General features: G+C 72.8%; 21 protein-coding genes. 9 read left to right on the top strand and 12 right to left on the bottom strand.

Features of this window, described 5'->3' with window-relative positions; all coding sequences use genetic code 11:
• Window positions 1–108: 108 nt before the first annotated feature.
• Both AB0C76_RS33255 and AB0C76_RS33250 read right to left on the bottom strand, forming a co-directional pair.
• Window positions 109–453: a hypothetical protein gene (locus AB0C76_RS33255; RefSeq protein WP_359972775.1), complete on the bottom strand. Its 345-nt coding sequence runs from the start codon at window positions 451–453 to the stop codon at window positions 109–111.
• Window positions 454–745: 292 nt separating this feature from the next.
• Window positions 746–1,000 (bottom strand): hypothetical protein, encoded by a 255-nt coding sequence (locus AB0C76_RS33250; RefSeq protein WP_359972774.1) that lies wholly within the window; start codon window positions 998–1,000, stop codon window positions 746–748.
• Window positions 1,001–1,441: 441 nt separating this feature from the next.
• Between AB0C76_RS33250 and AB0C76_RS33245 the strand changes: the two genes are divergently transcribed.
• Together AB0C76_RS33245 and AB0C76_RS33240 are read left to right on the top strand one after the other, a co-directional pair.
• On the top strand, window positions 1,442–1,864 hold the full coding sequence (locus AB0C76_RS33245) for an SsgA family sporulation/cell division regulator (RefSeq protein ID WP_359972772.1): 423 nt from the start codon (window positions 1,442–1,444) through the stop codon (window positions 1,862–1,864).
• Between the two features lie 87 nt (window positions 1,865–1,951).
• Window positions 1,952–2,218, top strand: coding sequence for a hypothetical protein (locus AB0C76_RS33240; protein WP_359972770.1), 267 nt, complete (start codon window positions 1,952–1,954; stop codon window positions 2,216–2,218).
• Window positions 2,219–2,602: 384 nt separating this feature from the next.
• Here the strand turns inward: AB0C76_RS33240 and AB0C76_RS33235 are convergent, their stop codons facing one another.
• Together AB0C76_RS33235 and AB0C76_RS33230 are read right to left on the bottom strand one after the other, a co-directional pair.
• Window positions 2,603–4,096 carry an SDR family oxidoreductase gene (locus AB0C76_RS33235; RefSeq protein ID WP_359972768.1) on the bottom strand — a complete coding sequence of 498 codons (1,494 nt, stop codon included), beginning with the start codon at window positions 4,094–4,096 and terminating at the stop codon, window positions 2,603–2,605.
• A 396-nt stretch (window positions 4,097–4,492) separates the two neighbouring features.
• Window positions 4,493–5,545 carry a MerR family transcriptional regulator gene (locus AB0C76_RS33230; protein WP_359972766.1) on the bottom strand — a complete coding sequence of 351 codons (1,053 nt, stop codon included), beginning with the start codon at window positions 5,543–5,545 and terminating at the stop codon, window positions 4,493–4,495.
• Between the two features lie 646 nt (window positions 5,546–6,191).
• Between AB0C76_RS33230 and AB0C76_RS33225 the strand changes: the two genes are divergently transcribed.
• Both AB0C76_RS33225 and AB0C76_RS33220 read left to right on the top strand, forming a co-directional pair.
• Window positions 6,192–6,716: a DUF4383 domain-containing protein gene (locus AB0C76_RS33225; RefSeq protein WP_359972764.1), complete on the top strand. Its 525-nt coding sequence runs from the start codon at window positions 6,192–6,194 to the stop codon at window positions 6,714–6,716.
• Window positions 6,713–8,227 carry a cryptochrome/photolyase family protein gene (locus AB0C76_RS33220; protein WP_359972762.1) on the top strand — a complete coding sequence of 505 codons (1,515 nt, stop codon included), beginning with the start codon at window positions 6,713–6,715 and terminating at the stop codon, window positions 8,225–8,227. Before AB0C76_RS33225 ends, AB0C76_RS33220 begins: the two co-directional genes overlap by 4 nt.
• Window positions 8,228–8,419: 192 nt before the next feature.
• On the opposite strand, the gene AB0C76_RS33215 is transcribed toward AB0C76_RS33220, so the two are convergent.
• The 3 genes from AB0C76_RS33215 to AB0C76_RS33205 form a co-directional block, all read right to left on the bottom strand.
• Window positions 8,420–8,671 carry a UBP-type zinc finger domain-containing protein gene (locus tag AB0C76_RS33215; RefSeq protein WP_359972837.1) on the bottom strand — a complete coding sequence of 84 codons (252 nt, stop codon included), beginning with the start codon at window positions 8,669–8,671 and terminating at the stop codon, window positions 8,420–8,422.
• A gap of 176 nt (window positions 8,672–8,847) precedes the next feature.
• Window positions 8,848–10,089 carry an NAD(P)/FAD-dependent oxidoreductase gene (locus AB0C76_RS33210; protein WP_359972760.1) on the bottom strand — a complete coding sequence of 414 codons (1,242 nt, stop codon included), beginning with the start codon at window positions 10,087–10,089 and terminating at the stop codon, window positions 8,848–8,850.
• A gap of 1 nt (window position 10,090) precedes the next feature.
• Window positions 10,091–12,046, bottom strand: a complete 1,956-nt coding sequence (locus tag AB0C76_RS33205; protein WP_359972758.1) for a glycosyltransferase family 4 protein — start codon at window positions 12,044–12,046, stop codon at window positions 10,091–10,093.
• 347 nt (window positions 12,047–12,393) lie between these two features.
• Here AB0C76_RS33205 and AB0C76_RS33200 point away from each other — a divergent pair, with 347 nt between their 5' ends.
• The 4 genes from AB0C76_RS33200 to AB0C76_RS33185 all read left to right on the top strand — a co-directional run bounded on the left by AB0C76_RS33200 (window position 12,394) and on the right by AB0C76_RS33185 (window position 16,343).
• Window positions 12,394–13,743 (top strand): glycosyltransferase, encoded by a 1,350-nt coding sequence (locus AB0C76_RS33200; RefSeq protein WP_359972755.1) that lies wholly within the window; start codon window positions 12,394–12,396, stop codon window positions 13,741–13,743.
• A gap of 322 nt (window positions 13,744–14,065) precedes the next feature.
• Window positions 14,066–14,350, top strand: a complete 285-nt coding sequence (locus tag AB0C76_RS33195) for a hypothetical protein (RefSeq protein WP_359972753.1) — start codon at window positions 14,066–14,068, stop codon at window positions 14,348–14,350.
• Between the two features lie 349 nt (window positions 14,351–14,699).
• Complete coding sequence (locus AB0C76_RS33190; protein WP_359972752.1) at window positions 14,700–15,515, top strand: DUF2071 domain-containing protein; 816 nt, start codon at window positions 14,700–14,702, stop codon at window positions 15,513–15,515.
• A 396-nt stretch (window positions 15,516–15,911) separates the two neighbouring features.
• Entirely contained in the window at window positions 15,912–16,343 is a 432-nt protein-coding gene (locus AB0C76_RS33185) for an SRPBCC family protein (protein ID WP_359972749.1), read from the top strand.
• A 330-nt stretch (window positions 16,344–16,673) separates the two neighbouring features.
• Here AB0C76_RS33185 and AB0C76_RS33180 read toward each other — a convergent pair whose 3' ends face one another.
• Window positions 16,674–18,290, bottom strand: a complete 1,617-nt coding sequence (locus AB0C76_RS33180; RefSeq protein ID WP_359972747.1) for an MFS transporter — start codon at window positions 18,288–18,290, stop codon at window positions 16,674–16,676.
• Window positions 18,291–18,381: 91 nt separating this feature from the next.
• Window positions 18,382–20,511, bottom strand: coding sequence for an MMPL family transporter (locus AB0C76_RS33175; RefSeq protein WP_359972744.1), 2,130 nt, complete (start codon window positions 20,509–20,511; stop codon window positions 18,382–18,384).
• A gap of 62 nt (window positions 20,512–20,573) precedes the next feature.
• Here AB0C76_RS33175 and AB0C76_RS33170 point away from each other — a divergent pair, with 62 nt between their 5' ends.
• Window positions 20,574–21,104 (top strand): MarR family winged helix-turn-helix transcriptional regulator, encoded by a 531-nt coding sequence (locus AB0C76_RS33170; RefSeq protein ID WP_359972741.1) that lies wholly within the window; start codon window positions 20,574–20,576, stop codon window positions 21,102–21,104.
• A gap of 189 nt (window positions 21,105–21,293) precedes the next feature.
• On the opposite strand, the gene AB0C76_RS33165 is transcribed toward AB0C76_RS33170, so the two are convergent.
• The 3 genes from AB0C76_RS33165 to AB0C76_RS33155 form a co-directional block, all read right to left on the bottom strand.
• The gene (locus tag AB0C76_RS33165; RefSeq protein ID WP_359972739.1) at window positions 21,294–21,551 is read right to left on the bottom strand and encodes a hypothetical protein; all 258 of its coding nucleotides are present in this window, start codon (window positions 21,549–21,551) and stop codon (window positions 21,294–21,296) included.
• A gap of 219 nt (window positions 21,552–21,770) precedes the next feature.
• On the bottom strand, window positions 21,771–22,133 hold the full coding sequence (locus tag AB0C76_RS33160) for a hypothetical protein (RefSeq protein WP_359972737.1): 363 nt from the start codon (window positions 22,131–22,133) through the stop codon (window positions 21,771–21,773).
• A gap of 431 nt (window positions 22,134–22,564) precedes the next feature.
• Complete coding sequence (locus AB0C76_RS33155; protein WP_359972735.1) at window positions 22,565–22,792, bottom strand: hypothetical protein; 228 nt, start codon at window positions 22,790–22,792, stop codon at window positions 22,565–22,567.
• Between the last annotated feature and the right edge of the window lie 394 nt (window positions 22,793–23,186).

Here is a 23,186-nt window from a genome sequence, read left to right as displayed (position 1 = left end):
GACACCCGCCGGCACTCTCCGGGTCGGCGGGTGCGAGGTTCACCGACAGGTCGGGGTCGGGGCGCCGAGTCCTCCACCGGAGCAGGCGCTGCTCCTCGCGGTCGCCGGTCAGGGGCGGTCCTCGTGGTGGCCGCACAGCCAGGCCAGCGCCTGGTAGGCGCCCAGCGCGTACGCCGCGTCCGTCCGTTCTTCCAGGGCGTCGCGCAGGCGGACCGCGGCGGCCTGGCATTCGGCCAGCAGCTGCGCCCGGCACGGCCCGGTGGTCCCGAGCGCGGCAGCCGCGGTGACCGGCGCCGCGATCTGGGCTCCGGCGGCCCACCGGTAGGCCCCCAGGACGCCGTGGTCGAAGCCGCTCCACGGCACGGGGCGCCGGTTGGCGCTCTCGATCGCGTCGAACACCTCGTCCAGTGGGCGCACCCCCACGGTCGGGATCGTCGTCTCGTCACTGGTCATGACCGCAACCTACGACGACCCACCGCCGCTCGCCGCCGGGCGGGACAGGCGACCGGCGAACCGGCAAGCGCCCCTTCGCCGGAGGCGGGGCAATCGGGTGAACGGCCCCGATGGGCGGTGTCCCGAAGGCCGCACCCAACCGCGGCACGACCGCGCCGGACATCAGCGGCTTCTGCCGGTCCAGGTCAGGTTCGGAACGCCGCGCGCGGCGCCGGCAGCAGGGCGGTACCGGCACCTTCGCGCCGCGGCAGCACCGCCGGAGCACAACCGCCTGCTCCCGCCGGCGGATCGCTCACTCGGCCGCTGCGGGCAGTGCGATCCGGTGTACCTGCCTGGCCTCCAGCTCGACGACGACGGCCAGCACCGGGTGCAGCCAGCGCACCATCGACCGCGCGCCCGGATGCGGCTGTCGCAGCCGCTCGGCGACCGGCGCCCCGAGCTCCGCCCGCTCCCGCCGGGAAAGCTCCCCGGTCACCAGCCGCCGACCGTCGGTGAGCAGCACCAGCAGCCGCTTCCACTCGTCCGGTTCGCCGACGACCCCGATCACCCAGCCCCTCACCACGACCCGCCCGGACGGCACTTCAGCGCGGACGGCACGAGCATCAGCAGACTCCCTCCGTACACGAGACGCAATCATCCGAGCATGCCACCACCGATCGGCGGAGGCGATCCACGAAGCGACCCTGGCCTGTCATTTCCCACAGGCCCGCGATGAACGGCCGACGGCCGGAAGACCTGTCCGCAGCGAGCGCACGTCCACGCCCGACAGGCCGGTGGTCCGTGACGGCCGTGTGCTCTCGCGCGCACAGCACCGCCCCGGCCTGCCGAGCTCCGCTTACGTGGCGGCGACGGGCAACGCACCCCGAAAGCAAGGGAGTTGTGCAGATGTCCGACCCGCCGACTGACGGGCGGGCGCTGGGGTAGGCGCCGTTGGCATGCCCCGGCCCACCAGAGGCCGGCGCACACCGCCGTCGCAGGAGAAGATCCGATGCAGAAGTCCGCTGTCCGCCCGATGCCCGTCACGTTCCCCGACAGCCCGCTGCCCGACGTCACGGTCCACGTGGAGCTCCGCTTCGACACGGCCCTTCCGTACGCGGCATGCCTGGTGTTCCCGCTGGCCCCGTGCGACTGCACCGGCTCCGACGCCAAGGTGTGCTGGTACTTCAGCCGCGACCTGCTGAACGAGGGACGCCACGCCCCCACCGGCGACGGAGACGTCAAGGTCGGGCCGGGATCCGCCGGCGAGATCCTCATCACCCTGCGAGGCCCCGACGGCCAGGCGGTGCTCAGCGCCCCGGAAGACGCCGTGAACGCCTTCCTCGCCGACTCGTTCACCCTGGTGCCCGCGGGATCGGAGGGCGACCACCTCGATATCGACGCCGCCCTCGCCCGGCTGCGCACCACCGGCTGATCGCGCAAGGGACGCCGGACCGGTGGCCCCGCCCCGAACGGCCCACCCCCGGATGTGGGCCCGCAGGGGATGTTCGAGGCTCGGTGCATGGGATCGATCATCGTGCTCTTCGAGCTGGAGCCCGACAGGGCCATCGGTGCGGAGGGCGTCGAACCCGCCGTGATCGCGGTGCACGCCGCCGGGGCCGATCCCGACGTTCCCGAGGACCCGCAGCCGTACACGCTGTGCGGGCTGGACACCGGCCCGATGGAGCACACGCACTACCGGCCGACCCGGCCCGGGGAGTCCTGGTACCCACCCGTGCTCGCCGACCAGCGGTGCCAGGAGTGCGAGCGGGCCCTGCACACGCTGTGACCGCGGCGCCGCGACGGTGCCGGAGGGGGCAACCGGTCAGCAGCCGACCACCGGAGGAGCAGCCCGAAGGACGGGCCGCCCCTTCACGGAGGTTGGGACCGACCTGACGGCCGGTCCCGGAGACCAGCGACCGCCGACCTCGGCAGCGTCCGCCCGGCACCGACCGACGCCCCGTCGCACGGACCCGGTGTCAGGCCGCGATGCCCGCTCGCCGGATGGCCGACCCGCAAAGCCGCACCGCCCTGGACCGTCTCCCGGCTCCGGCCCGCCAGCCGCGCCGGCAGGCCCGGCCGACGGCGGGCCGATCCTCTGGAACCAGCCCGTCCAGGCACTCGCGGCCGAGGTCGTCCAGGTCGTCCAGGCCGGAACGGGGACGCGGCCGGGTCAGGGGTCCTGGCGTGCGCGTTCGGTGATGTTGCGGGCCATTCCTCCGAACACCGCCGTGTGGAACGGCGCGACGGACCACCAGTATGCGTGGCCGGCCAGGCCGTGCGGCTGGAAGAGCGCCCGTTGCCGGTAGCGCGCGCCACGGTCACCGTCCGGTTCGACGGACAGCTCGAGCCAGGCCAGACCGGGCAGGCGCATCTCGGCGCGCAGGCGCAGCAGCCGGCCCGGCCGGATCTCCTCGACGCGCCAGAAGTCGAGGGAGTCGCCGACCCGCAGCCGGGCGGGGTCCCGTCGCCCCCGACGCAGGCCGACACCGCCGACCAGGCGGTCGAGCCAGCCGCGCAGGGCCCAGGCGAGCGGAAAGGAGTACCAGCCGTTGTCGCCGCCGATACCTTCGATCACTCGCCACACGGCGGCCGGTGAAGCGGTCACGGTGCGTTCCTGGATGTCCTGGTAGAGGCTGCCGCCGGCCCAGTCGGGGTCGGAGGGCAGCGGGTCGCTCGGGGCTCCGGGCACGGAGGCGGAGGACCAGCGGGTGGCGACGTCGGCGTCCCTGATGCGGCGCAGGGCGAGTGTGACGGCCTGGTCGAAGCCGGTGAGGCCCTCCGGCGGGTCGGGCACCCACCGGGCGATGTCGTGCTCGCCGCACACGACCTCGTGGCGCAGGGACTCGACCAGGGGACGGGCGATGGAGTTGGGCACCGGGGTCACCAGGCCGACCCAGTGACTCGAGAGACGGGGAGTGAGGACGGGCACGGGGACGATGAGGCGACGGCGTAGTCCGGCCGCGCGGGCATAGCGCTGCATCATCTGCTCGTAGGTGAGGACGTCGGGGCCGCCGATGTCGAAGGTGCGGTTCACCTCGGGCGGCAGACCGGCGGCGGCGGCGAGGTAGCGCAGGACGTCGCGGACGGCGATCGGCTGGATGCGGGTCGAGACCCAGCGGGGGGTGACCATCGCGGGCAGGCGATCGGTGAGGTAGCGGAGCATTTCGAAGGAGGCGCTGCCCGAGCCGATGATCACGGCGGCGCGCAGCTCCGCGGTCGGAACACCGCTGGAGCGCAGGATACGGCCGACCTCGGCGCGGGACCGCAGGTGGGGTGAGAGGTCCGCTACAGGTACCGCGGCGGGGACGAGACCGCCGAGGTAGATCATCCGGGTGACGCCGGCGGCTGCCGCTGCGGCCCCGAATGCGCGCGCAGCGTTCCGGTCGGTGGTTTCGAAGGCGGGTCCGGTGCCGAGGGAGTGGACGAGGTAGTAGGCGACGTCGATGCCGTCGAAGGCCTTCGTCAGGGTTTCGGGCCGGCTCACGTCGCCGGCTGCGATGTCGACGTCGGCTCGCCATGGCTGATCCCGCAGCCGGTCGGGGTTGCGCACCAGGCAACGCACGGAGTACCCGCGGGCGAGGAGTTCGGGCACCAGACGGCCGCCGATGTAGCCGCTCGCGCCGGTCACCAGGCAGCGCTTCGAGTCGGGTCGCAACGTTCTCATCTCGGCTCCTCGTCGCAAAACCACCGTGTCCTGCCGATGGCCGGATCGACGGGACCAGGATCGCGCACGCTGTCCGGAGCCCGCGACCGGGCGGATCGGCGGGCGGGCTGGACGGGGTTCGCTCGGGCCGCCTGTCCGGCGATCGCGGCCGGTTCCGGCGCTCGCGCCGTCCGGCAGCACCGGCAGGCCGACCACGCGCGTCCAGGCGGCTGCTTCCAGCGGCGGGCGGACCGGCTCACCGGCCTGCTCACGGCGCCCGACGCACGCACGGCCACCGGAACCTCGGCGGGCGGAAGCGCCGTGGGGACGGTGGTGTCCCGTCCGACCTCCGCCGGCCGGAACACCACCCGTGAGCATGACCGGGCCAGAGACAAAGCGGTGGACTCCGGTGGTGCGTCAGTCCGTGACGGCCTGCTCCAGGAGGTCGACGGCGTCCGCGAGGGTGGAGGGGCGAGCGACGCCGGCCGGAGGCTGGCCGCGGGCCCAGCCGGGGCCCGCGGCCACCACCACGGCCCTGCTGCGGGAGCCGCGCGGACCCCACGTGCTGTCGCCGACCGTGCGCACCAGCGCGCGGTCCGCGGTGTGCTGGTCCTGCGACCAGATCATCACGACCCCTGGGCCGATCCGGTGGACGGCGTGCAGCAAGGCCCTGGACGGGACGGCCGCACCCAGCATGCGGAAGGGCACCGCACGCTCCGCCAGTGCCGCAGCCGTGGCTTCGAGCGGGAGGGTGTGCAGTTCGAGGGGCGTGGCCGTCAGGAGGACCGGGCTCACGTGTCGGGCGGTGAACGCGCCGACGGCCACCGCCCGGAGAGCACTGGAGACGTGCCAGGACAGCAGGTGCTCGACCTCGACGTACTGCTCGCCGTCCGCTGCCCACTTGCGGCCCGCAGCGCGCAGCGCGGGCATCATGACCTCGGTCCATGCGTCGATCACTCCGAACGCGTCCACCGTTTCCCGCAGGATCCGGGCGACCTCCGGAGCGTCCAGCCGTACCGCCGCCCGGGCCAGACCCCGGCATTCGGGACGCACCGTACCGACCCGCAGGGCGCGGCTTCCGCCTGGACCGCACGTGGGCCGCTCGCCTCCGCGTGAGATCGTTCGCGGCTCGGGGCCGGCAGGTCGCGGGGCGTCCTCCCGAACGAAGACCTCGCGCTCGGCCAGGGCGGCGCGAGCGGCCTCGCCCGGAGGCACCCCGCGTGCCGTGAGCCGGCACATCGTCTCCAGGACGGCGATGTCCTGGTGGCTCCAGCGGCGATGGTGGCCGGCCTTTCGGCTGACAGGGCCGATGCCGTAACGGCGTTCCCAGGAGCGGATCGTGGTGGGTGACACTCCCAGGCGCCGGGCCACACCGCCGGTCGGAAGCCCCACGGTGTCCACCGGGTCGGGCTCTGAACCCGGATCTGCGGATCGTGAGCCGGTCAGCCGGTGGGCCGATGAGGTCACCATCCTGCGATCCTTCCGACGGCGAACCCCGCGCAGGACACCACCATGGCGGCGATGACCAGGAGCGGGATCCAGCCCGGCCAGGCCGTGTGCAACTCGACCGACTCTGGAGTGGAGATACCCGCGCACGTGGACGCCTCGCACTCGGGCGTCTCGGCCGGGGGACTCGCAGGAACGGGATGCTCGTGAGTGCGGAGCTGCTGGTCGGCGGTCATGACGTTCTCCCGCGGTCGGCGGTGTGCTGGGGGCTCCCACCGGATGGAAGCCCTGACACCGGAGCGTCTCCAGCGGGGCCCGCGAGCTTCCGAATCCCTCCGGGCCCCACGACGTTCGGTGGATCCGTGCATCAACGTCTTCATGCTGCATCGGCCGGCTGTCCGCACCCAATCGCAGCGTTTCCGCACCGATGTGCGGGAGCCCACGTGCAGGTCCACTGCGCAGCGTCCGCGGCGCCACTCCGTACACCGGTGCAGCGAGCACGCGGTGCAGGGCCTCGAACGCACGATCATCGCCGTGCAGCGTTTCCCGAGGGGCGGAGGAGTAAACGATGCGGCACCGCTGCGACTCCTCCCGTCGGCTGCGCTGGCCGATTCTGCGGAGGAGGCCGCGGAGTGCGCGCCCACCGGATCCTCACGAGATGGAGCGGACCATGAAACTGCACGATGAACTGCCGGTCGACCACCGGCTGTCGCAGGTCTACCGTGTCGGGGCCGGGCTGTGCGGCGCGGCCCTCCTCGTGTTCGGCTGTCTCGGCTTCGCGGACGGGCTGTCCTTCTTCAGCACCTCCGGGGAGACGGTCGCCGGTCTGTCCAGCAACGGTCTGCTCAGCCTCGTGTCGGTGGTCACGGCCGTCGTGCTCGTCGGCGGTGCGGTGATCGGCGGAAACACCGCTTCCACGATCAACATCGCGGTGGGCGCGCTGTTCGTCCTCAGCGGCTTCGTCAACCTGGCCCTGATGGACTCGTCAGCCAACATCCTGGCCTTCCGCATCCAGAACGTGCTCTTCAGCTTCGTCATGGGACTGGTGATCGCGACGTTCGGCATGTACGGGCGGGTGAGCGGAAAGCTGCCGCTCGACAACCCCTACTGGCGCCACCGCCACCCGCGGCCGGCCGACGAGGACGGCAATGCCGTCCTGTCCGGCGGGACGGCCCTTCCCGGGCGTCCGGCGTGAGCGGACCGCGCCCGCACTGGCTCTTCGGCGACCAGCTCGGGCCGCACTTCCTCGCCCCCGCCGAGGACGGGCCCGACCCGGACGCGCCGCTCGTCATGATCGAGGCCCGCTCGGTGCTGCGCCGGAGGCGGTTCCACCGGGCGAAGGCCCACCTGGTCCTGTCGGCGATGCGCCACGCCGCGGACGCCCTGGGCGACCGGGTGCGCTACGTGCAGGCCGACACCTACCGGGAGGGCCTGGCCCGGGCGGTCGGCCGCCGCCGGGTCACCGTGTGCCACCCGACCTCGCGCGCGGCCCTCGGCCTGGTCGACGGCCTCGCCCAGGTGACGGTGCTGCCGCCGCGCGGCTTCCTGGTGGGCTTCGCCGACTTCCGCCGCTGGGCCGGCGCCCCCGGTGAACGACGCCTGCTGCTGGAGGACTTCTACCACCGGGTGCGCCGCGCCGAGCACCTGCTGCTGGAACCGGACGGCAGCCCGGCCGGCGGCCGCTGGAACCTCGACCGGGACAACCGCGAACCACCGCCCAAGGGAGCCGCCACCCTGCCGCTGCCGCCCCCGTTCGAGCCCGAGGAGGACGGGATCGACGAGCGAGTCCGGGCCGACCTGGACCGCTGGGAGCGCGACGGCGACGTCGCCTTCGTCGGCCGGGACGGCCCGCGCCGCTTCGCCGCGACCCGCCGGGAGGCCGAGCGGGCGCTCGCCCGCTTCGTCGCCCACCGCCTCGCCGACTTCGGCCGGTACGAGGACGCCATGCTGCACGCCGACCCGTGGATGGCCCACAGTGCGCTTTCCGTCCCGCTCAACCTCGGCCTGCTCGACCCCGGCGAGTGCGTACGCGCCGCCGAGGCCGCGTACCGGGCCGGGCGGGTGCCGCTCAACAGCGCCGAGGGCTTCGTGCGGCAGGTCGCCGGCTGGCGCGAGTACGTCTGGCAGCTCTACTGGCACCTGGGCGAGGAGTACCGCGACGCCAACCGCCTCGGCCACCACGAGCCGCTGCCCGCCTGGTTCCGCGAGCTGGACGCCGACGCCGTCACCGCCCGCTGCCTGTCCGGCGTCCTCGGGGAGGTCCGCGACCACGGCTGGGTGCACCACATCCCCCGCCTGATGGTGCTCGGCAACTGGGCCCTGCAGCACGGCTGGGACCCGCGCGAGATCACCGACTGGTTCCACCGGTGCTTCGTCGACGGCTACGACTGGGTGATGACCGCCAACGTCGTCGGCATGTCCCAGTTCGCCGACGGAGGCCTCGTCACCACCAAGCCCTACGCGGCCGGCGGCGCCTACCTCCACCGCATGGGCGACCACTGCGGCCCGTGCCGCTACCGGCCCACCGAACGCCTCGGCGACCGGGCCTGCCCCTTCACCACCGGCTACTGGGCCTTCGTCCACCGCCACCACGACCTGCTCGCCGCCAACCACCGCACCGCCCAGGCCGCCGCGGGCCTGCGCCGCCTCACCGGCCTGCCCGAACTACTGGCCGCTGAGCGGGGCCGCGGCCAGTCACCCCCGTGAGCGGGCAGCGGGCCGGCCGGAGACCGCGACCGCCCTGTCGTAGCCCCCGGGCGCCGGTCGGCGGGGAAGGCGCCGAGCCGGACCGGGTCGTCGAGATGGGCGGGCCGGAGAGCGTACGGGTCCGCGCCGCACGGGCCGTCCGGGCCACCGCACGATCCGGAGCCCCGCGTCCGGGCGCATCGGTCGCCCGGGTCAGGCGGGGTGCAGGAACACCTCATCGGTGTAGCACCAGGCCCAGTCCTCGCCGGGCTGGAGAGACCGGGCGATGTGGTGCCCGCCGGCGGTACGTGCGTGATGGTGGGCGTGCTGCCCGGGCGAGCTGTCGCAGCAACCGACGTGCCCACAGCTGAGACAGACCCGCAGGTGCACCCAGGTTCGGCCGGTCCGCAGGCATTCCTCGCAGCCCGGGGCCGGGTTCGCGGGAACCTCCGGGAGCCCGTCCAGGTGGCCGCAGGTCCGCTGGACGACCAGGCCCGGATCGATTGCGACACGCCATGCACGCTGGTCGTTCACGCCAGCCAGGTTACCGGGTCGCCCATGGGGCGGCGCGACGACGGATCCGGGCCGGGCGACGGTCGCCCGGGCGCGGGCCGGAGGCCACCCACCACCGTGAACGGGCCTCACCGTCCCGTCCCGGCCAGGTCGGCCAGCACCTCCCGGGCGGCCCGGGCGCCCGAGGCGAGCGCCCCCTGCACCGAGCCCGTGGCCCGGTGGTCCCCGCACACGTGGCGTCCGGAAGTGAACCGGGTCGTGCGGCTCAGCCGAAGCGGTGCCGGCGCGGCCGGCAGTGCCTCGGTGATCCGGTACTCGGCCAGCTGCTCCCAGTCCGAGGTGTCCGCCCCGTAGAGCGTGCCGACGCGCGTACGGGCCGCCCGCTCGTCCGCGTCCGTCCCCAGGACGGAGGTCGACACCAGCGCCCGCCCGTCCGGCGAGCAGCCGGGGACGACCTCCGAGAGCACCACCGTGTTCAGCACCTGTCGGCCCGCGTCCACGACCAGCGTCGGTTCGCGCAACGGGCTGACCGGCGCCGCGTGGTAGAAGGTCGTCACCGCCCGCGCCGCCGGAACCTCCAGGCCCGGCAGCAGCCGGGTGGCCTGCGCCATCCCGGTCGCCACCACGACCGCGCGGGCCCGCAGCACCGAACCGTCCACGAGCGCCACCCCGCCGGCCGTCACCCGTTCCACCCGGGTGCCGCACACCAGTCGGGCCGCCGGCAGCCGGGCCGCCAACTGGCGCGGCACGGCCCCGATGCCGTCCTGCGGCAGGCACAGGCTCCCGCGCAGCATGCTGCGCCACACAAGATGGAACAGCCGACTGGAGGTCTCCAGGCCCTCCTCCAGGAACACCCCGGCCAGGAACGGGCCGAGCACCTCGTCGACGGTGCGCCGCGAGACCCCCGCCCGGCGCAGCGCGCGGGCGGTGTCGGTCTCCGGCAGGCGCTTGAGCAGGGCGGCGGGCAGCACCGCGTCCCCCGCTCCCAGTAGGCCCAGAGCGGCCAGGTCGCGCAGCGACAGCAGCCTGCCGGGCAGCAGGTCGCCGGCCTGGCCCGGGCGCCTGGTCGGATCGACCACCCGACGTGCGCCCCGGGCGTCGGCCAGCAGGAACCCGGGGGTGAACGGGCGCAGTCCCAGCGCACCCAGCTCCAGCCGTTGCCTGACCTGCGGGTAGGCGGTGTTGAACACCTGGAAGCCTCGGTCGAGCCGGAAGCCCCGGACCACGTCAGTGCGCATCCGCCCGCCCACCTCCTCCGCGGCCTCCACGACCAGGACGTCCCGTCCGGCCGCCGTCAGGTCCAGCGCGCAGGCCAGCCCAGCCAGGCCCGCGCCGACCACCACGACCTCCGCTGCTTCTCCCCGTGACATCTCAGTTGTCGCCTTCCCGGTCTGTACCGGTCCGGCCCCGGCGCGGGCGCCCCGTGCGGCACGTGGTCCGGTAGGCCTCCGCCAGGGATGCGGCCATGGCGTCGATGCCGAACCGCTCGCGGACCGTCGCCGACCCGGCTGCCGCCATCGCCGCGAGCTCGGGTGGAGGGGTGAGGACGAACGAGCGCAGGCCCTCGGCGAGCACGTCTGCCGATTCGGTGGCCAGAAGTCGTCCGTTGACGCCGTCGCGCAGGTAGTGGGAGGCGCCGCCGCGCTGCGGGGCGGCCACCGGGAGGCCGGCTTCCATGGCCTCGAGTACGGCGAGTCCGAACTCCTCCTTCGCGCTGGGGCACACGTAGAGCGCGGATCCCGGTCCGCCCCGCGCCAACGCCCTCTCCAACAGCCGGACGTGCCGGTTGGACAGAGCGGGCCACAGGGCCGACCGCCTTCGCGCGAGCGGGTCCGTGGCAAGGAGTGCGGTGACCCTGGTGCGGACCGCCACCTCGATGCTGGTCGGGTCCGTGGGTGAACCTCCAACCAGCAGCAGGGTCGTGCGGTGGTGCAGACCGGCCAGCAGCCAGGCTCGCACGAGCTGTTCCTGCTGTTTGACGGGGTGAAGCCGTCCCACGCACAGCAGCAACGGGAGTCCACGATCGGTGGTCTCCAGGCCGTCGACGTTGCCACCGCCGCCGAACAGGCGTGCCAGCATCCCGTTCGCGGTCGCTCCGTCATCAGGAGCGGGCCGGAACGGCGCGATGCCCTCGGGCTGGAGATGGACCGAGCGTTTCTCCAACTGCGGGAAGTGTTCGAGGAGTTCTTCCGTTCCGTGCCGCCCCGGCATGGCCACCAGCAGGTCGGCGCGGGAGACGAGGCGGTCGGCGACGAAGATCCGGTGCATGTCCAGGCGCAGCGCGCGGCTCTCGTCGCCGGTCTGCTCCGTGGGCAGGCCGGCGTGCCGTTCGTCCATCGTCCGGTGCGGATCGGGGGTGACCGTGAACGCGAGCTTCGCGCCGTAGCGGCGGGTGGCCTGGGCGACGGCGAGTGAAGCGTCGTCGGCGAACCTGACATGCGTGATGTCCGGCCGGGCGCCGGGGAGTTCGAAGACGCGGGCCGTCCACCATGCCAGGGCGGGCTGATGTGTGGCCGCATTCTGCGGGTCGAGTGGTTCTGGTGAGTCGACGGGCAGGCGCACCAGCAGGTGTGCCGCACCCGATCGGCCTACCAGTTCTGCGCGTTGCGTGTCTGCGGGCCGGGCGGCGGTCAGGGTCAGCACCCGTGCGGCGCGCGCGTGGGTCGTCAGGGCTCCGCCCAGTGCGGTCAGGAGCACGCTCATGCCGCCGCTGAGTCCGGCGCCGGGTTCCTCCAGGCGACCCAGAAGCATCGACTGCGCGACCACCGGATACGCCTCGAACGGCTCGGCCAGTGAGTCGAACGCCACCCTGAACCGCTGTCCCGCCGGTGCCCCGGGGTGGACCCGCTCGTAGCATGCGGCGAGGAGCAGCCGCTCGTAGGCGTCCAGCGCCGTGTCCGGACTCGGCAGCACGAGATCTCCGCCTGGCACTCCCGACAGGTAGCGCCAGAGCGCATGCCTCTGGGGCCGTCCGGTGGGCTGCAGGTCGACGGCTTCCCTGGCGGAGAGGGGCTTGAGGCTGTTCGCGTCCGCCACATCCAGCAGGAAGGCGGTTTCGGCAGGGCCGGAAGTCGCGAGCAGCCGTCTGCGGATCTCGGCGGTCGCGCTCAGCCCTCCGTCGGGGTCGGAGCCGCGTTCCCACGCCTCGGCAAGAGCGATCCGTTCCCACGGTTCCAGGTCGGGGGACGCGCCTGCGGCGGCCAGCACCCAGGTCGGCATCGCGCGTTCGCGCCGGGCCAGCTGCCGAAGCCGCGCCGCGCGGCGATCCGGGCGCGGCAGCAGCGAATCCGGATGGGCCCAGGCACCCCCGTACTCGGCCCGTGCCAAGCGTCCGAGCAGATCACCACCGGTGACGGCACCCACGTCCTGGGTCCAGTGGAATCTCCGCCAAGCGGCGAGGGCCCCGGCACCTGCGGCACCGGTCTGTGGCGCTGCTGTGGCCGGAACGGGCGTGACGTGGTGTGTCATCGGTCTTCCTCCCATGCCACCGAAGAGTCACGGGCACTTTCGGAGAGAGGTGATGAAGTGGATTGGACCCGGCGCGTACGCTCGGGATCGCCGTACCTGCACCGCACGGACCTGGTCGCGGCAGCCGGCGTCCATCCGTGGCTTCCGAGGGAAGCCTGGCATGATCGGAAGCCGCACGCGATCCGATGCCCTTGACGGAGGACACCATGGCCCGCGTCGCCGTGATCAGCCCGCCCTTCCACTCCCATGCTCGGCCACTCGCCGTACTCGGCGCCTCACTCGCCCGACACGGCGCCCGCGTCGACTTCGCCTGTACCCGTGCCTTCAACGACCTCGCCACCCGCAGCGGCCTGGGCTTCGTCGAACTCGCCGTCACCCGCAATGCCAACCACGGGGTCGCCGAAACCACTCGCCAGGACCACTCCGAGGCCCAGCGCCTGCGCGAATTCCTGGATGCCACGTTCGACGGGCCGACGGCGACTCTCCTCACCCAGGCACGCCACCGCAGTGATGACATGCTCGCCGAGCCCGACCGGGTCCTGCGCGACCTCGCGGCCCTCGACGCGCAGTTGCACCCGGACTGGTACCTCGTCGACCAGCTCTCCTACTCCGCGACCCTCGCCCTGCACTGCCTCGGCCTGCCTTACGCCACCTTCTGCCCCGGCCACCCCAGCTACCTGCCGGCCTCCCCCGACGCCCACTTCGGACTGCCCTACGCGTGGCCCGACATCCTGCGCCCGGCCCCCGCCGATCTCGACCGGCTGCGCGCGGCGGTCGCGGCCAACGACGCCGCGTTCACCGCCGCTTTCAAGGCGACAGCCCGCCACCACGCTCCGGGCAGGCCCGAACCCGACCGCGCCTTCACCCTGTGCTCACCGCACGTCGTCGTCTTCAACTATCCCCGTCTGCCCTGGCTTCCCCCCGCCCCGAGCGGCCCCAAGGCCTTGTACGCCGGCCACCTGCTGCCGCACGACGGCCACGAGCCGCTGGACGACTGCTGGCAGGCCGTGCTCGCGCGCCTGACGGCCGGCGGGCGCCCGCTGGTGCTCGTCGCCCTGGGAACGTTCCTGTCAGCGCGCCACGACGTCCTGGCGACCGCGACAGCCGGAATCCTCCGCCACACCCCGGCCTCGGTGATCGTGGCCGCCGGAAACCGGGTCACCGACGTCACGAGCCACCCCCTGCTGCACGACGCCGCGCCCGAACGGCTGCACGTGGCCCCGGCCATCCCGCAGCAGGAACTGCTTCCGCATGCCGCCGTCATGGTCCACCACGGCGGCAACAACTCCTTCACCGAGTGCCTGCACGCCGGCGTGCCCGCACTCGTTCTGCCCTTCTCCAGCGACCAGTTCGCCATCGCCCACGACGCCGAGCGAGCCGCCCTCGGCCATTGCCTCGACCCCAACACGCTCACCCCGGAATCCGCGGGCTCCGCAATCGCGGACCTTCTGGCCGGACAGGCACGTGGAACCGCCGGACTCAGCATGCGCGTTCGCCCCCGCGGCCCGGACTGGACCGCAGCCGCACTCCTGACGCACATGCCCGCCCGCCGCTGAACCCACGGCTTGGGCACGGCGAAGACGCGAAACGCTGCGAGTGGCGACCGGCTGCACCCTGCGGACGCTGAAGCGGTACAGGTCGAAGGAGCCACCACCGTGAACGGACCCCTGACCGACCGGGAGCAGAGGCTGCGGAACGACATCGGGCAGCACCTTCGCCTCGACGCACCCGAACTCGACCGCCTCCTCAGCCGTCGCCCGACGCTCTGACCGCCTTCCGCCCGGCCGGTGCATCAACGATGCGACCGGTGCGGGACGAGAACCGCAGCCAGCCTGGAGGAGCAGGACACAGCACAGCACAAGAACCATCGGAGAAGTCATGAGCATCGTCCGTCGGCTCCACGAAGCCGGAATCACCAGCGAACACGCCTACGCGGCGGCCTTCGGGTCCATCGGCTTGTCCCTGCTGAGCTGGGTCGCATCGATGAAGGCCGAGCAGGCCGGAGTCGAGCGGGCAGACCGGTGGGGAATCTTCGTGGGCGAGTGGGCGCCCACCTTCTTCGGGCTCGGCCTGGCGCTCGCCGGCTACGAGAGTCAGGTGTCCGCCCCTGCCGAGAGCTCCCGAGGCGCCTGGCTCGACCACCCGAGCGAGAAAGCCGGATGACCTGGCCGGCTTCGGCCGGTCCGGCCCCGCAGCTCGCTCTGCGGGGCCGGATACCTGATCGCGAACGTCAGGACACACCCGGCAATGGCCGTTCTCTCCGGTCGACCCAGCCGTGCGAGAGGCGATGCAGCCGACGCTGAAGAAGGCTGGGAGTTCGTCGGCGGCCCGGCACGGATCAGCGGAGCAGGGTCCGGTCCCTGGCGGGGACGACGAGACCATGACGCCGTTGGTCGCCCGGTGTGCACGGCGATCGAGAGTCCGCGCAGCCCGGACAGGCAGGCCACGGCCTGTCCTGTCCCGTATCTGCTGCACCAACGATGCGAGTTCCGGTGCCTGCGGTTCCGTGTGCATGCTGGAGCCGTTGGTGGGTGCGGAAGGGATCCGGATGATCATCGAACCGGTGACGGTGGGACCGGCCCGACCGGTCGCGCGGCCGCTGCTGTCGCAGCACTGGCGGCATGTCCTCTTCCTGCACTGGCCGGTCCGTCCCGCCGCGGTCTCGCACCTGATGCCGTCGGGAGTCTTTCCCGACGTCTGGAACGGAACCAGCTGGGTCGGCCTGGTGGCCTTCTCCATGGAACGCCTCGGCCCGGGCGGCTGGCCGGGAGTTCCGTACCTGGGCAGCTTCCCCGAGGTGAATGTCAGGCTCTACTCCGTGGACCGGCAGGGTCACCGCGGAGTCGTCTTCAGGTCGCTCGACTGCCCCCGGCTCGCGGCCGTCATGACCGCGCGGGCTGTGTTCGCACTTCCCTACAGGTGGTCCTCGACACGACTCGCCGTGGAGCGCGACCTCTACTGCCTCGCAACGAGAACCCGACGCGTCTCCAGCCCTGACGCAACGTGCCTGCTCACCGCACACATCGGCCAGCGGCTTGAGCGCCCCGGCCCGTTGGCGGAGTTCTTGACAGCCCGCTGGGGCCTGCACAACCAGGTGAGGCGACGAACCGTCTACCTGCCCACCGATCATCCCCCTTGGCCGCTCTACGAGGCCCGCCTCACCGACCTGGCTCAAGATCTGACCAGCGCCGCGGGAGTCGACGTGTGCGGGCCACCGACGAGCGTTCTCTACTCGACGGGCGTACCGGTTCGCTTCGGCGCATGGAGGCCGGTGACCTGGGACCAGCGCGGATCCGACTCCCGACCGGCCCAGGACGGCCCGCGGTGACCGGGCACATTCACGGCACGGCGGTCATCCCGCCCGCCGGGCTCTTCCCGCCCGACTCGGTGTCCTGGACCGGCCCGGCACGGGAGTTCGCGGAGTTCGCGCCCGCGGTCCTGGGCGGCGTGCGGTGCCCGGGCCGCAGGGACGGCGTGACGTTGCCTCCTGATCCCCTCACCGGTGGTGGGCGGAGGCCGCCGACAGGATTCGACCACGCGAATCGCGGCAGCGTGCCTGCGGCTGCGCGATCAGTCGCCTCCCGTGCGCATGCCCGGTCCGTGGCCGCGTCCGTGCCTCGAAGAAGGCGCGTGGGCCCGCCATCCGCAGCGCTGCCCGCAACGAACAGGCAGGTGACGGCACGCATGCGAGGCAGGCGGCAGGCAGCACTGGAAGGGAGACCTGATGATCAGCGTGGAGCGCACCATGCTCGTCGACCGGCCGGCCGGGGAGGTCCTGCGCTACCTGGCGGACTTCGGGAACACACCGCAGTGGGATCCGGGCACCGAGAGCTGCACGCGCCTGGACCCCGGCCCTGTGGCTCAAGGGGCTCGCTGGCGCAACGTCTCGCGGTTCCGGGGCCGGCGTACCGAGCTCTTCTACTGCCTGGAGGAGTACAGCCCCAAGCGGCTCGTGTTCGTCGGACGCAACCGGACCGTCAAGGCCACCGATGACATCACGGTCCGGGCGTCCGAGGGGGGCACGGTGGTGGTCTACCGCGCTTCGCTGCGGTTCAACGGCCTGGCGCTTCTTGCCGCGCCGTTCCTGCGGGCCGAGTTCGAGCGCCTCGCGGACGCGGTGGCCGTCCGCCTGCCCGCGGTGCTGGCGGGAACTTGACCGGTGGTGCCGCGGTCGATCGGCGTCATCGGTTTCCGCCGTCGTTTCGCTCCGACCACCGTGCGGGGCCCGTCGGGGGCACGTACGACAACGTCCTCGGGCCCAGCGAACTGAACCCCGCCCTGCCCCAGGAAGCCACCGCACCCGCCCTCTGCGGCCCGCTCGACTGACCGCCCCGCAGCCGAACTCGGCGCACCGGCTGTGTCGAGTACCGGCGAACGGTCCCGTCACAGCGCCGCGTGGCGGGGCCGCTGCACGGCCAGGCGGTTCACCGCCCACCGCCCTGACACCTGCGTGGGTGCGATGCGGCGGGCCCCGGTCCGATGAAGGTCACGTCCGCAGCGTCCGTTTGAGTCTGACGGCCGCGGTCAGGCCGAGGGCGAGGGCTCCGGCCGCGGTGTAGGCGGCGGTCGAGGTGGCCGTGGTGAAGGACTCGCGTGCTCGTTGTCCGGCCTGATGAGTGGCCGGCTGAGCGAGGAGCGCCCGGATGGAGGTTCCCGCGCTGTACTGGACCCCGGTGGCGATGGAGCGGGCCTGGACGGGGGGCAGGCCGTCATTGCGCAGGGAGTCGGTGAGGTCGGCGGTCAGGGTGGTGAACAGGACGGTTCCCAGGATGGCGATGCCCAGGGCGGAGCCGATCTGGCGGGTGGTGCTCTGGATGCCGGAGCCCTGGCCGGACTGGGCGACGGGCACGTCGGCCAGGACCACGCCGGTGATCTGGGCGGTGGCCCAGCCCACGCCGATGCCGTAGAGGAACAGGAACGGCGACACCTGCCAGCCGCTTCCGTCCGGTGAGAGAACCAGGCCGATGCCGGCGACGCCGGCCATCTCGCAGGCGATGCCCACGAGGACGAGGTTGAGGGTGCCGATCCGGGGTGCGAGGACGGCACCGAGACCGCTGGCGGCGAAGCTGCCGACGGCGAGCGGGAGCAGGGCGAGTCCGGTCTGGAAGGCTGAGTAGCCGAGCACGTTCTGGAACCACAGGGGCAGGGAGAAGAGGATTCCGAACTCGCCCAGGCTGACCACGCCCGCCACGGTGTTGCCGTTGCGGAACGAGGGGACGGCGAACAGGCGCAGGTCCAGCAGGGCGGTGCGGTGGCGGCGGTTGCGGCGCCGTTCGACGGCGACGAACGCGGCGAGCGCGGCGAGGCCGAGGAGGAAGGCGACGGGCACCGGGGAAAGGCCGCTGTCGACGCGCGCGCCGAACACGGAGAACGGCTGCTCGAGCTGCCACCAGCCGTAGGCACGGCCTTCGATCAGGCCGAAGACGACACCGGTGAATCCCACCACGGACAGGACCGCTCCCGGAACGTCGACGCCGCGCTCGGCCCCGTCGTCCCGGCTGTCGGCGACCAGCAGCAGGACGCCTGCGGCCACCAGCGCGCCGAGCGGCAGGTTGATGCCGAACGCCCAGCGCCAGGAGAGGTGCGTGGTGAGCCAGCCGCCCAGCAGCGGCCCGAGGGCGGCGGTGCCGCCGATCGTCGAGCCCCAGACGGCGAACGCCTGCCCGCGTTCGCGGCCCCGGAAGGTGGCGTTGATCAGCGACAGGGAGGTGGGCAGGATCATGGCGCCGCCGAGGCCCTGAACGAGACGGCTACCGATCAGCACCGGCCCGCTGGGGGCTGTCGCGGCGGCGACGCTCGCGGCGACGAAGACGGCGGTGCCGGCCAGGAACACCCGGCGGCGCCCGATCCGGTCACCGGTGCGCCCGGCCAGGAGGAGGAAGGAGGCGAAGACCAGGGTGTAGGTCTCCTGGACCCACTGGGCGTCGCTGGAGGTGACGTGGAGGTCGTCGATGATGCTGGGGATGGCGACGTTGACGATCGTGGAGTCGACGATGATCAGCGAGACACCGAGGCTGATCGCGACCAGGCCCCACCAGCGGCGACGGTTGGCGGCCGGTGCGGTACCCGTCGGGCTGTGGGGGACCTTGCCCGTGCTGGTCATGAGCGCCTCCTGCAGGTCGGTGTGGCACGGGGTGACGGGGAGTACGGGAGATCGTCCGGGGCGCGGAAAGAGGGCGCGCCCCGGACGCGGTTCACGCGGACCGGCCGCCGGCCTGCGGCCCGGCGCTTTCGGGGCGGCCGGGCCACCAGAAGCGGCGGCCGGTCAGCAGGACGAGTGCGGGGACGAGGACGGTGCGCACCAGCAGGGTGTCGAGCAGGACGCCGATCCCGACGATGACGCCGATCTGAGTGAGGGTGATCAGCGGCAGCACGCCCAGGACGGCGAACACGGCGGCGAGCAGGACGCCGGCGCTGGTGATGACGCCGCCTGTGGAGGCGAGGGCGCGCAGGACGGCGCGTCGGGTGTCGTGTCCGGCGAGCGTGTCCTCGCGGGTGCGGGCGATGAGGAAGATGTTGTAGTCGACGCCGAGGGCGACGAGGAACAGGAACGACAACAGGGGAACGTTGCTGTCCAGGGCCGGGAAGTCGTAGAAGGTTCGGAAGATCGTCCAACTCGCGCCGAGGGCGGCGAAGTAGGAGGCGATGACGGTGGCGACCAGCAGCAGCGGGGCGACCAGCGCACGGAGCAGGGCGATGAGCACGATCAGGACGATCGCGAGGACGAGGGGGACGACGACGCGGGTATCGCGGGCGTTGGCCTCGGCGGTGTCGTAGGCCTCGGCCGTGGTGCCGCCGACCAGGGCGTCGGCGCCGGTCACACCGGCGACGACGCGGCGGAGTTGCTTGATCGTGCGGTTGGAGGCCGGGGTGCCGGGAGCGGCGTCGAGGATGACGTCGGCGCGGGCCCAGCGGTCGGTGTGGCTCGCCGGGGTGACGGCGGCGACGCCGGGCACCTGCCGTGCGGCGGCGGCGACTTGGTCGGCTGCGGTGGTGGTGGACAGGAGGGTGAGGGGGTCGGCGGCGCCGGCGGGCTGGACGGCGGCGAGGGTGCGCTGCCCGAGGACGGCCTCGGGGGTCTTGCGGAAGGAGTCGGCCTGGGCGAGCCCGGTACCGATGCCGAGCGCGCCGGTTGCGAGGAGCAGCAGGACGGCGGTCCCGGCGACGGTGACCTGGGCGGGACGTTCGGCGACGGAGCGGCCGATGCGCGCCCACAGACCGCGACGGTCGGCGGTGACCGGGCCTCCGACGGTGGGCACGAGCGGCCAGAAGATCCGGCGTCCGGGCAGGACGAGGGCGGCGGGTAGGACGACCAGGCCGAAGAACATCGCGGTGAGAATGCCGATGGCGCCGGCGAAGCCGAGGCCGCGACTGCCGGTGAGTTCGGCGGCGAGGAGGGTGAGCAGGCTCAGGACGACGGTGGTGCCGCTGGCCAGGACTGCCGGGGCGGTGCCGCGCCAGGCGCGGGCCATAGCGGTGAACGGGTCCTCGGTGAGGTGGAGTTCGTCTCGGTAGCGGGAGACCAGCAGCAGGGCGTAGTCGGTGCCCGCGCCGAACACCAGGACGGACAGGATCCCGGCAGCTGACGCGTCGACCTGGACACCGGCGTGCGGAGCGAGGACGCCGACGAGTATGCCGGACACGCGGTCCCCGGCGCCGACGACGAACAGCGGGACGAGCCACAGGATCGGGCTGCGGTAGGTGATCAGCAGGAGTACGGCGACCACCGAGGCGGTGGCGATCAGCAGGTTGGTGTCCGCACCGGCGAAGACCTTGCCGATGTCCGCACGGAACGCGGGTCCTCCGGTGACCTCGGAGCGCAAGGGCGCCGGTAGGTCCTGGGCGGCGACGCTGCGGATGCGGTCGACGGCCGCGGCGTTCAGGTCGTCACCGGCCCCGGTGGGCAGCATCACGGCGACGGTCGCGACCTTGCCGTCGACGAGTCGGGGCGTCGCGGCCGCCGGTACGAGGCCCAGGGCGCCGAGCAGCGTGGCGCGTTGGCCGATCACGGACCGCTGGGCGTCCGTCAGGGGGCTGTTGTCGGTGGTGCTGTAGACCACGATCGCCGGAGCCGCGGCACCGGACGGGAAACCCTTGAGGATCTCGGCCACCTGGGCGGACTGGGACGAGGGCGGGAGGCCGGTCCCGGCCGCCTTCGTGGTGGTGGCGTCACCGGGCCCCAGCGCGAACGCCGCGCCGAGCCCGATGACGGTCAGGAGCAGGACGAGCCAGGCGGTTGCCCTCGGCCTCCCGAGGGGGCCGCCCGTGGGAGACGGACGGTCGGTGGACGGCGCCCCGGCTTGCCGGGTCAGAGAAGGGGACACGGGAACGCACCCTCGAAATCGTTAAGTTACTTAGCGACTCTTACCGTGTCAGACTGATGCCCATGGCGCAACACCAGTCCTTCGGAGCCGCACCGGATTCGGATTCCGGACCGCGCGAACCCGCCAGCCCGCACGGCGCCCCCACCGGCGACGAACTCTCCCGGGCGCTGCGCGAGGTCCTCACGCTGACCCAGCTCGCCCGCGCGGTGCTGGCCGAGCGGCTCGGCATGCCGCTCACCAACGTCGAGGCCGTCGAACACGTGATCATGGCCAGGGGCGCGGGCGAGCCGATCGGCCCGGTCGAACTGTCCCGGCGCCTCGGTGTCACCAGCGCGGCCGGGACCCAGTCCGTCAACCGGCTCGTCTCCGAAGGGCACATGACCCGCGGTCCCCACCCGAGCGACCGCCGCCGCCAGGTCCTGGACGTCACCGACAGCGGCCTCACCCACGTGATGGGCGAACTCGCCCCGCTGCTGGGACTGCTCCACGAGGCATCCGCCACACTGGACGAGACCGAGCGCGCGGCAGCGAAGCGCTACCTGGAGAACGTGTCCGGGGCCTACCGGACCTACCTGGCACAGAACGCCGAATAGCAGGGATCCGCCATCTCTTCGGCAGGGCCCCGGCCCGGCCGGCGGCCCTGACCCACGCGCCGCCCCAAAGCGACCCCCACGCACGGAAGTCCCGCGACAGGACCTGACGGCACCGGATCACGCCACCGAGCCGGCGGGCAGGTCGAGGCCCCGGGCGGTGACCAGGTGGGCGGTGCCGTCGGCGAGCTGTCAGGACAGCCGGACCACGGCGACCCGGCCGGCCTCGACCGCGTCGGCGAGCACGCGGGCGCGCTCCAGCAACAGGTCGGCGGTGTGCCGCACGTGCTCGGCGATGATCTCCGCGTCCTGGCTCCGGGCCGGCGCGATCCCGGTGCGGCGGGCGGCGTCCCGGTGCGGGCACTCCGGCGAACCCGCGGCGGACCGCCGACTGCCGGCCGGAAGCGTCTCGATAGCTTCCTGGGGCGTCGCCGTGAGGACTTCGGCCATGGCCGCAGATCGCGACCCTGCCCTGCCGTGCACGCGGGCACCGCTTGCTACGCCGCTGTCGTCTCCGAGAGCCCCGGTGAGGCCGGCCGATGGGCTACGGCTCGGTGAACGGGCCGAACCGGTCGTCGCTTCGGCCCGGGCCGCCCGTGGCTCCGGCCCCGACACCCGGACCAGCGGTCAGAGCGCCGAGCCGGGCGGCCACTTGGCCTGCCGCGGTCGTCAGGATTCGGAGTAGCTGAGGTCCCCGACCGTCCAGCTGCTGACGTCCTCGATGGCGATGCGGTACATGCCGCCGGTGTGGGGCAGTCCGAAGTCGCCCTGCAGGATCTTCGCCCGGTGGAGATGCAGATGGGTGGGCCGCGCGGGCCGGCCGTCGGCGGGCGGGGCGAAGAGAGCGGCGAAGGGCTTCAGGTGCTCCGAGGCCTGGAGCACCTCCGCCACCCGCTCCAACCACAGGGACACCGGCGCGAGCCTGCCGGTGATCACCGCTCCGGGGACCACCACGGTCAGGGACATCTGGTTGCTGTGCTCGGACTCGACCATCGCGGCGATGTCGACGAGCAGCCCGTCGGGGTTTGACATGTCCCCCAGACTATGGCACCGCCTCCGCGGGGCCCACGGGCCTGGGCAGCGACCGTGGCGGTCACCGGCCTTGCGCCTGCCGTACGGCCGGGCGCCACACGGCGGCGATCTGACGTGCCGATCGCCTGCGCCGCGGTTCCGGGCGGGCGGCGGCAGCCGCGAGGGCCGGGCCGTCGCCCGGATCGTGCGGGCCGGGGTGATCGGGCAGGCATGGCAGTCGGGCCCATCAGCCCTCGGCCCGGGCCCGCCCACTCCAGCACCGGTCATCCCCGGATCCGGCCATCACCAGTGAGGCCGCGGCCGCAGACGGGTGCTCGTTCGGCCCCGTCAGGGCGCGTGCCCCCCGGCCGTCGCGCCGACCAGGGGTGCACCGCAGGGCCCGCACCATGCGCGGCGCGGCGGACCCGGCGGAGAACCGTGTGTGTCCGGTGTCAGAGTTTGAACATCGTGGCGTAGGGCTGGGTGATGCGTTCCCGTCGCGATCCGAAGTCGACGAGTACCGCGATGTCACTGTCGCCTTCGACACCGATGGCCCTGCCGAGGCCGTACGTGTCGTGGGTGACGCGGTCACCGATGGCGAAGTGCTTGCGCGGTGCTTCGATCCGGGCCTTGAAGGGGCTGGCGGGCAGGACACGGCGGACTGCTGCAGATTTCTTCATTCCGTGCAGTATGCGCCGAAATCGCGGGAGCGCGCCTTCTTCACGCACTCGATTTCGAGGCGGTCCGGATGCCGCCGGTGGGCATGGTGTCGCTTTCGCGGGTCCGCCACGCCGAGGACGGAGGCTCGGCACCTGCGCGACTCGCCCCCGGGAGAGCGGCTGGGCGGCACCCCAGGGGCCGGATAAGATGCCCAAATGGGCTGCCGTGCAGTCACTTTGACAGTCCTGCGACCTCGTGGCCGGCGCCCCCGGCGTAGGGCGTCGCAGAACCGGGGGTGAAATATCCACCCGCGGCGGGCCTGGGCCTGCTAGAGTCGTTTTAGTTGCAGTAGTGGTTCCCATGAACTTTGTGTGCGCCTGCTGATGTTTCGCAGGCGCCTTTTTGTTTCCCGGT

The organism is Kitasatospora sp. NPDC048722, assembly GCF_040650235.1.
GTDB lineage: Bacteria > Actinomycetota > Actinomycetes > Streptomycetales > Streptomycetaceae > Kitasatospora.
The sequence above is the reverse complement of the archived record's forward strand: the minus strand, read 5'-3'. Positions and strand labels throughout refer to the sequence as shown.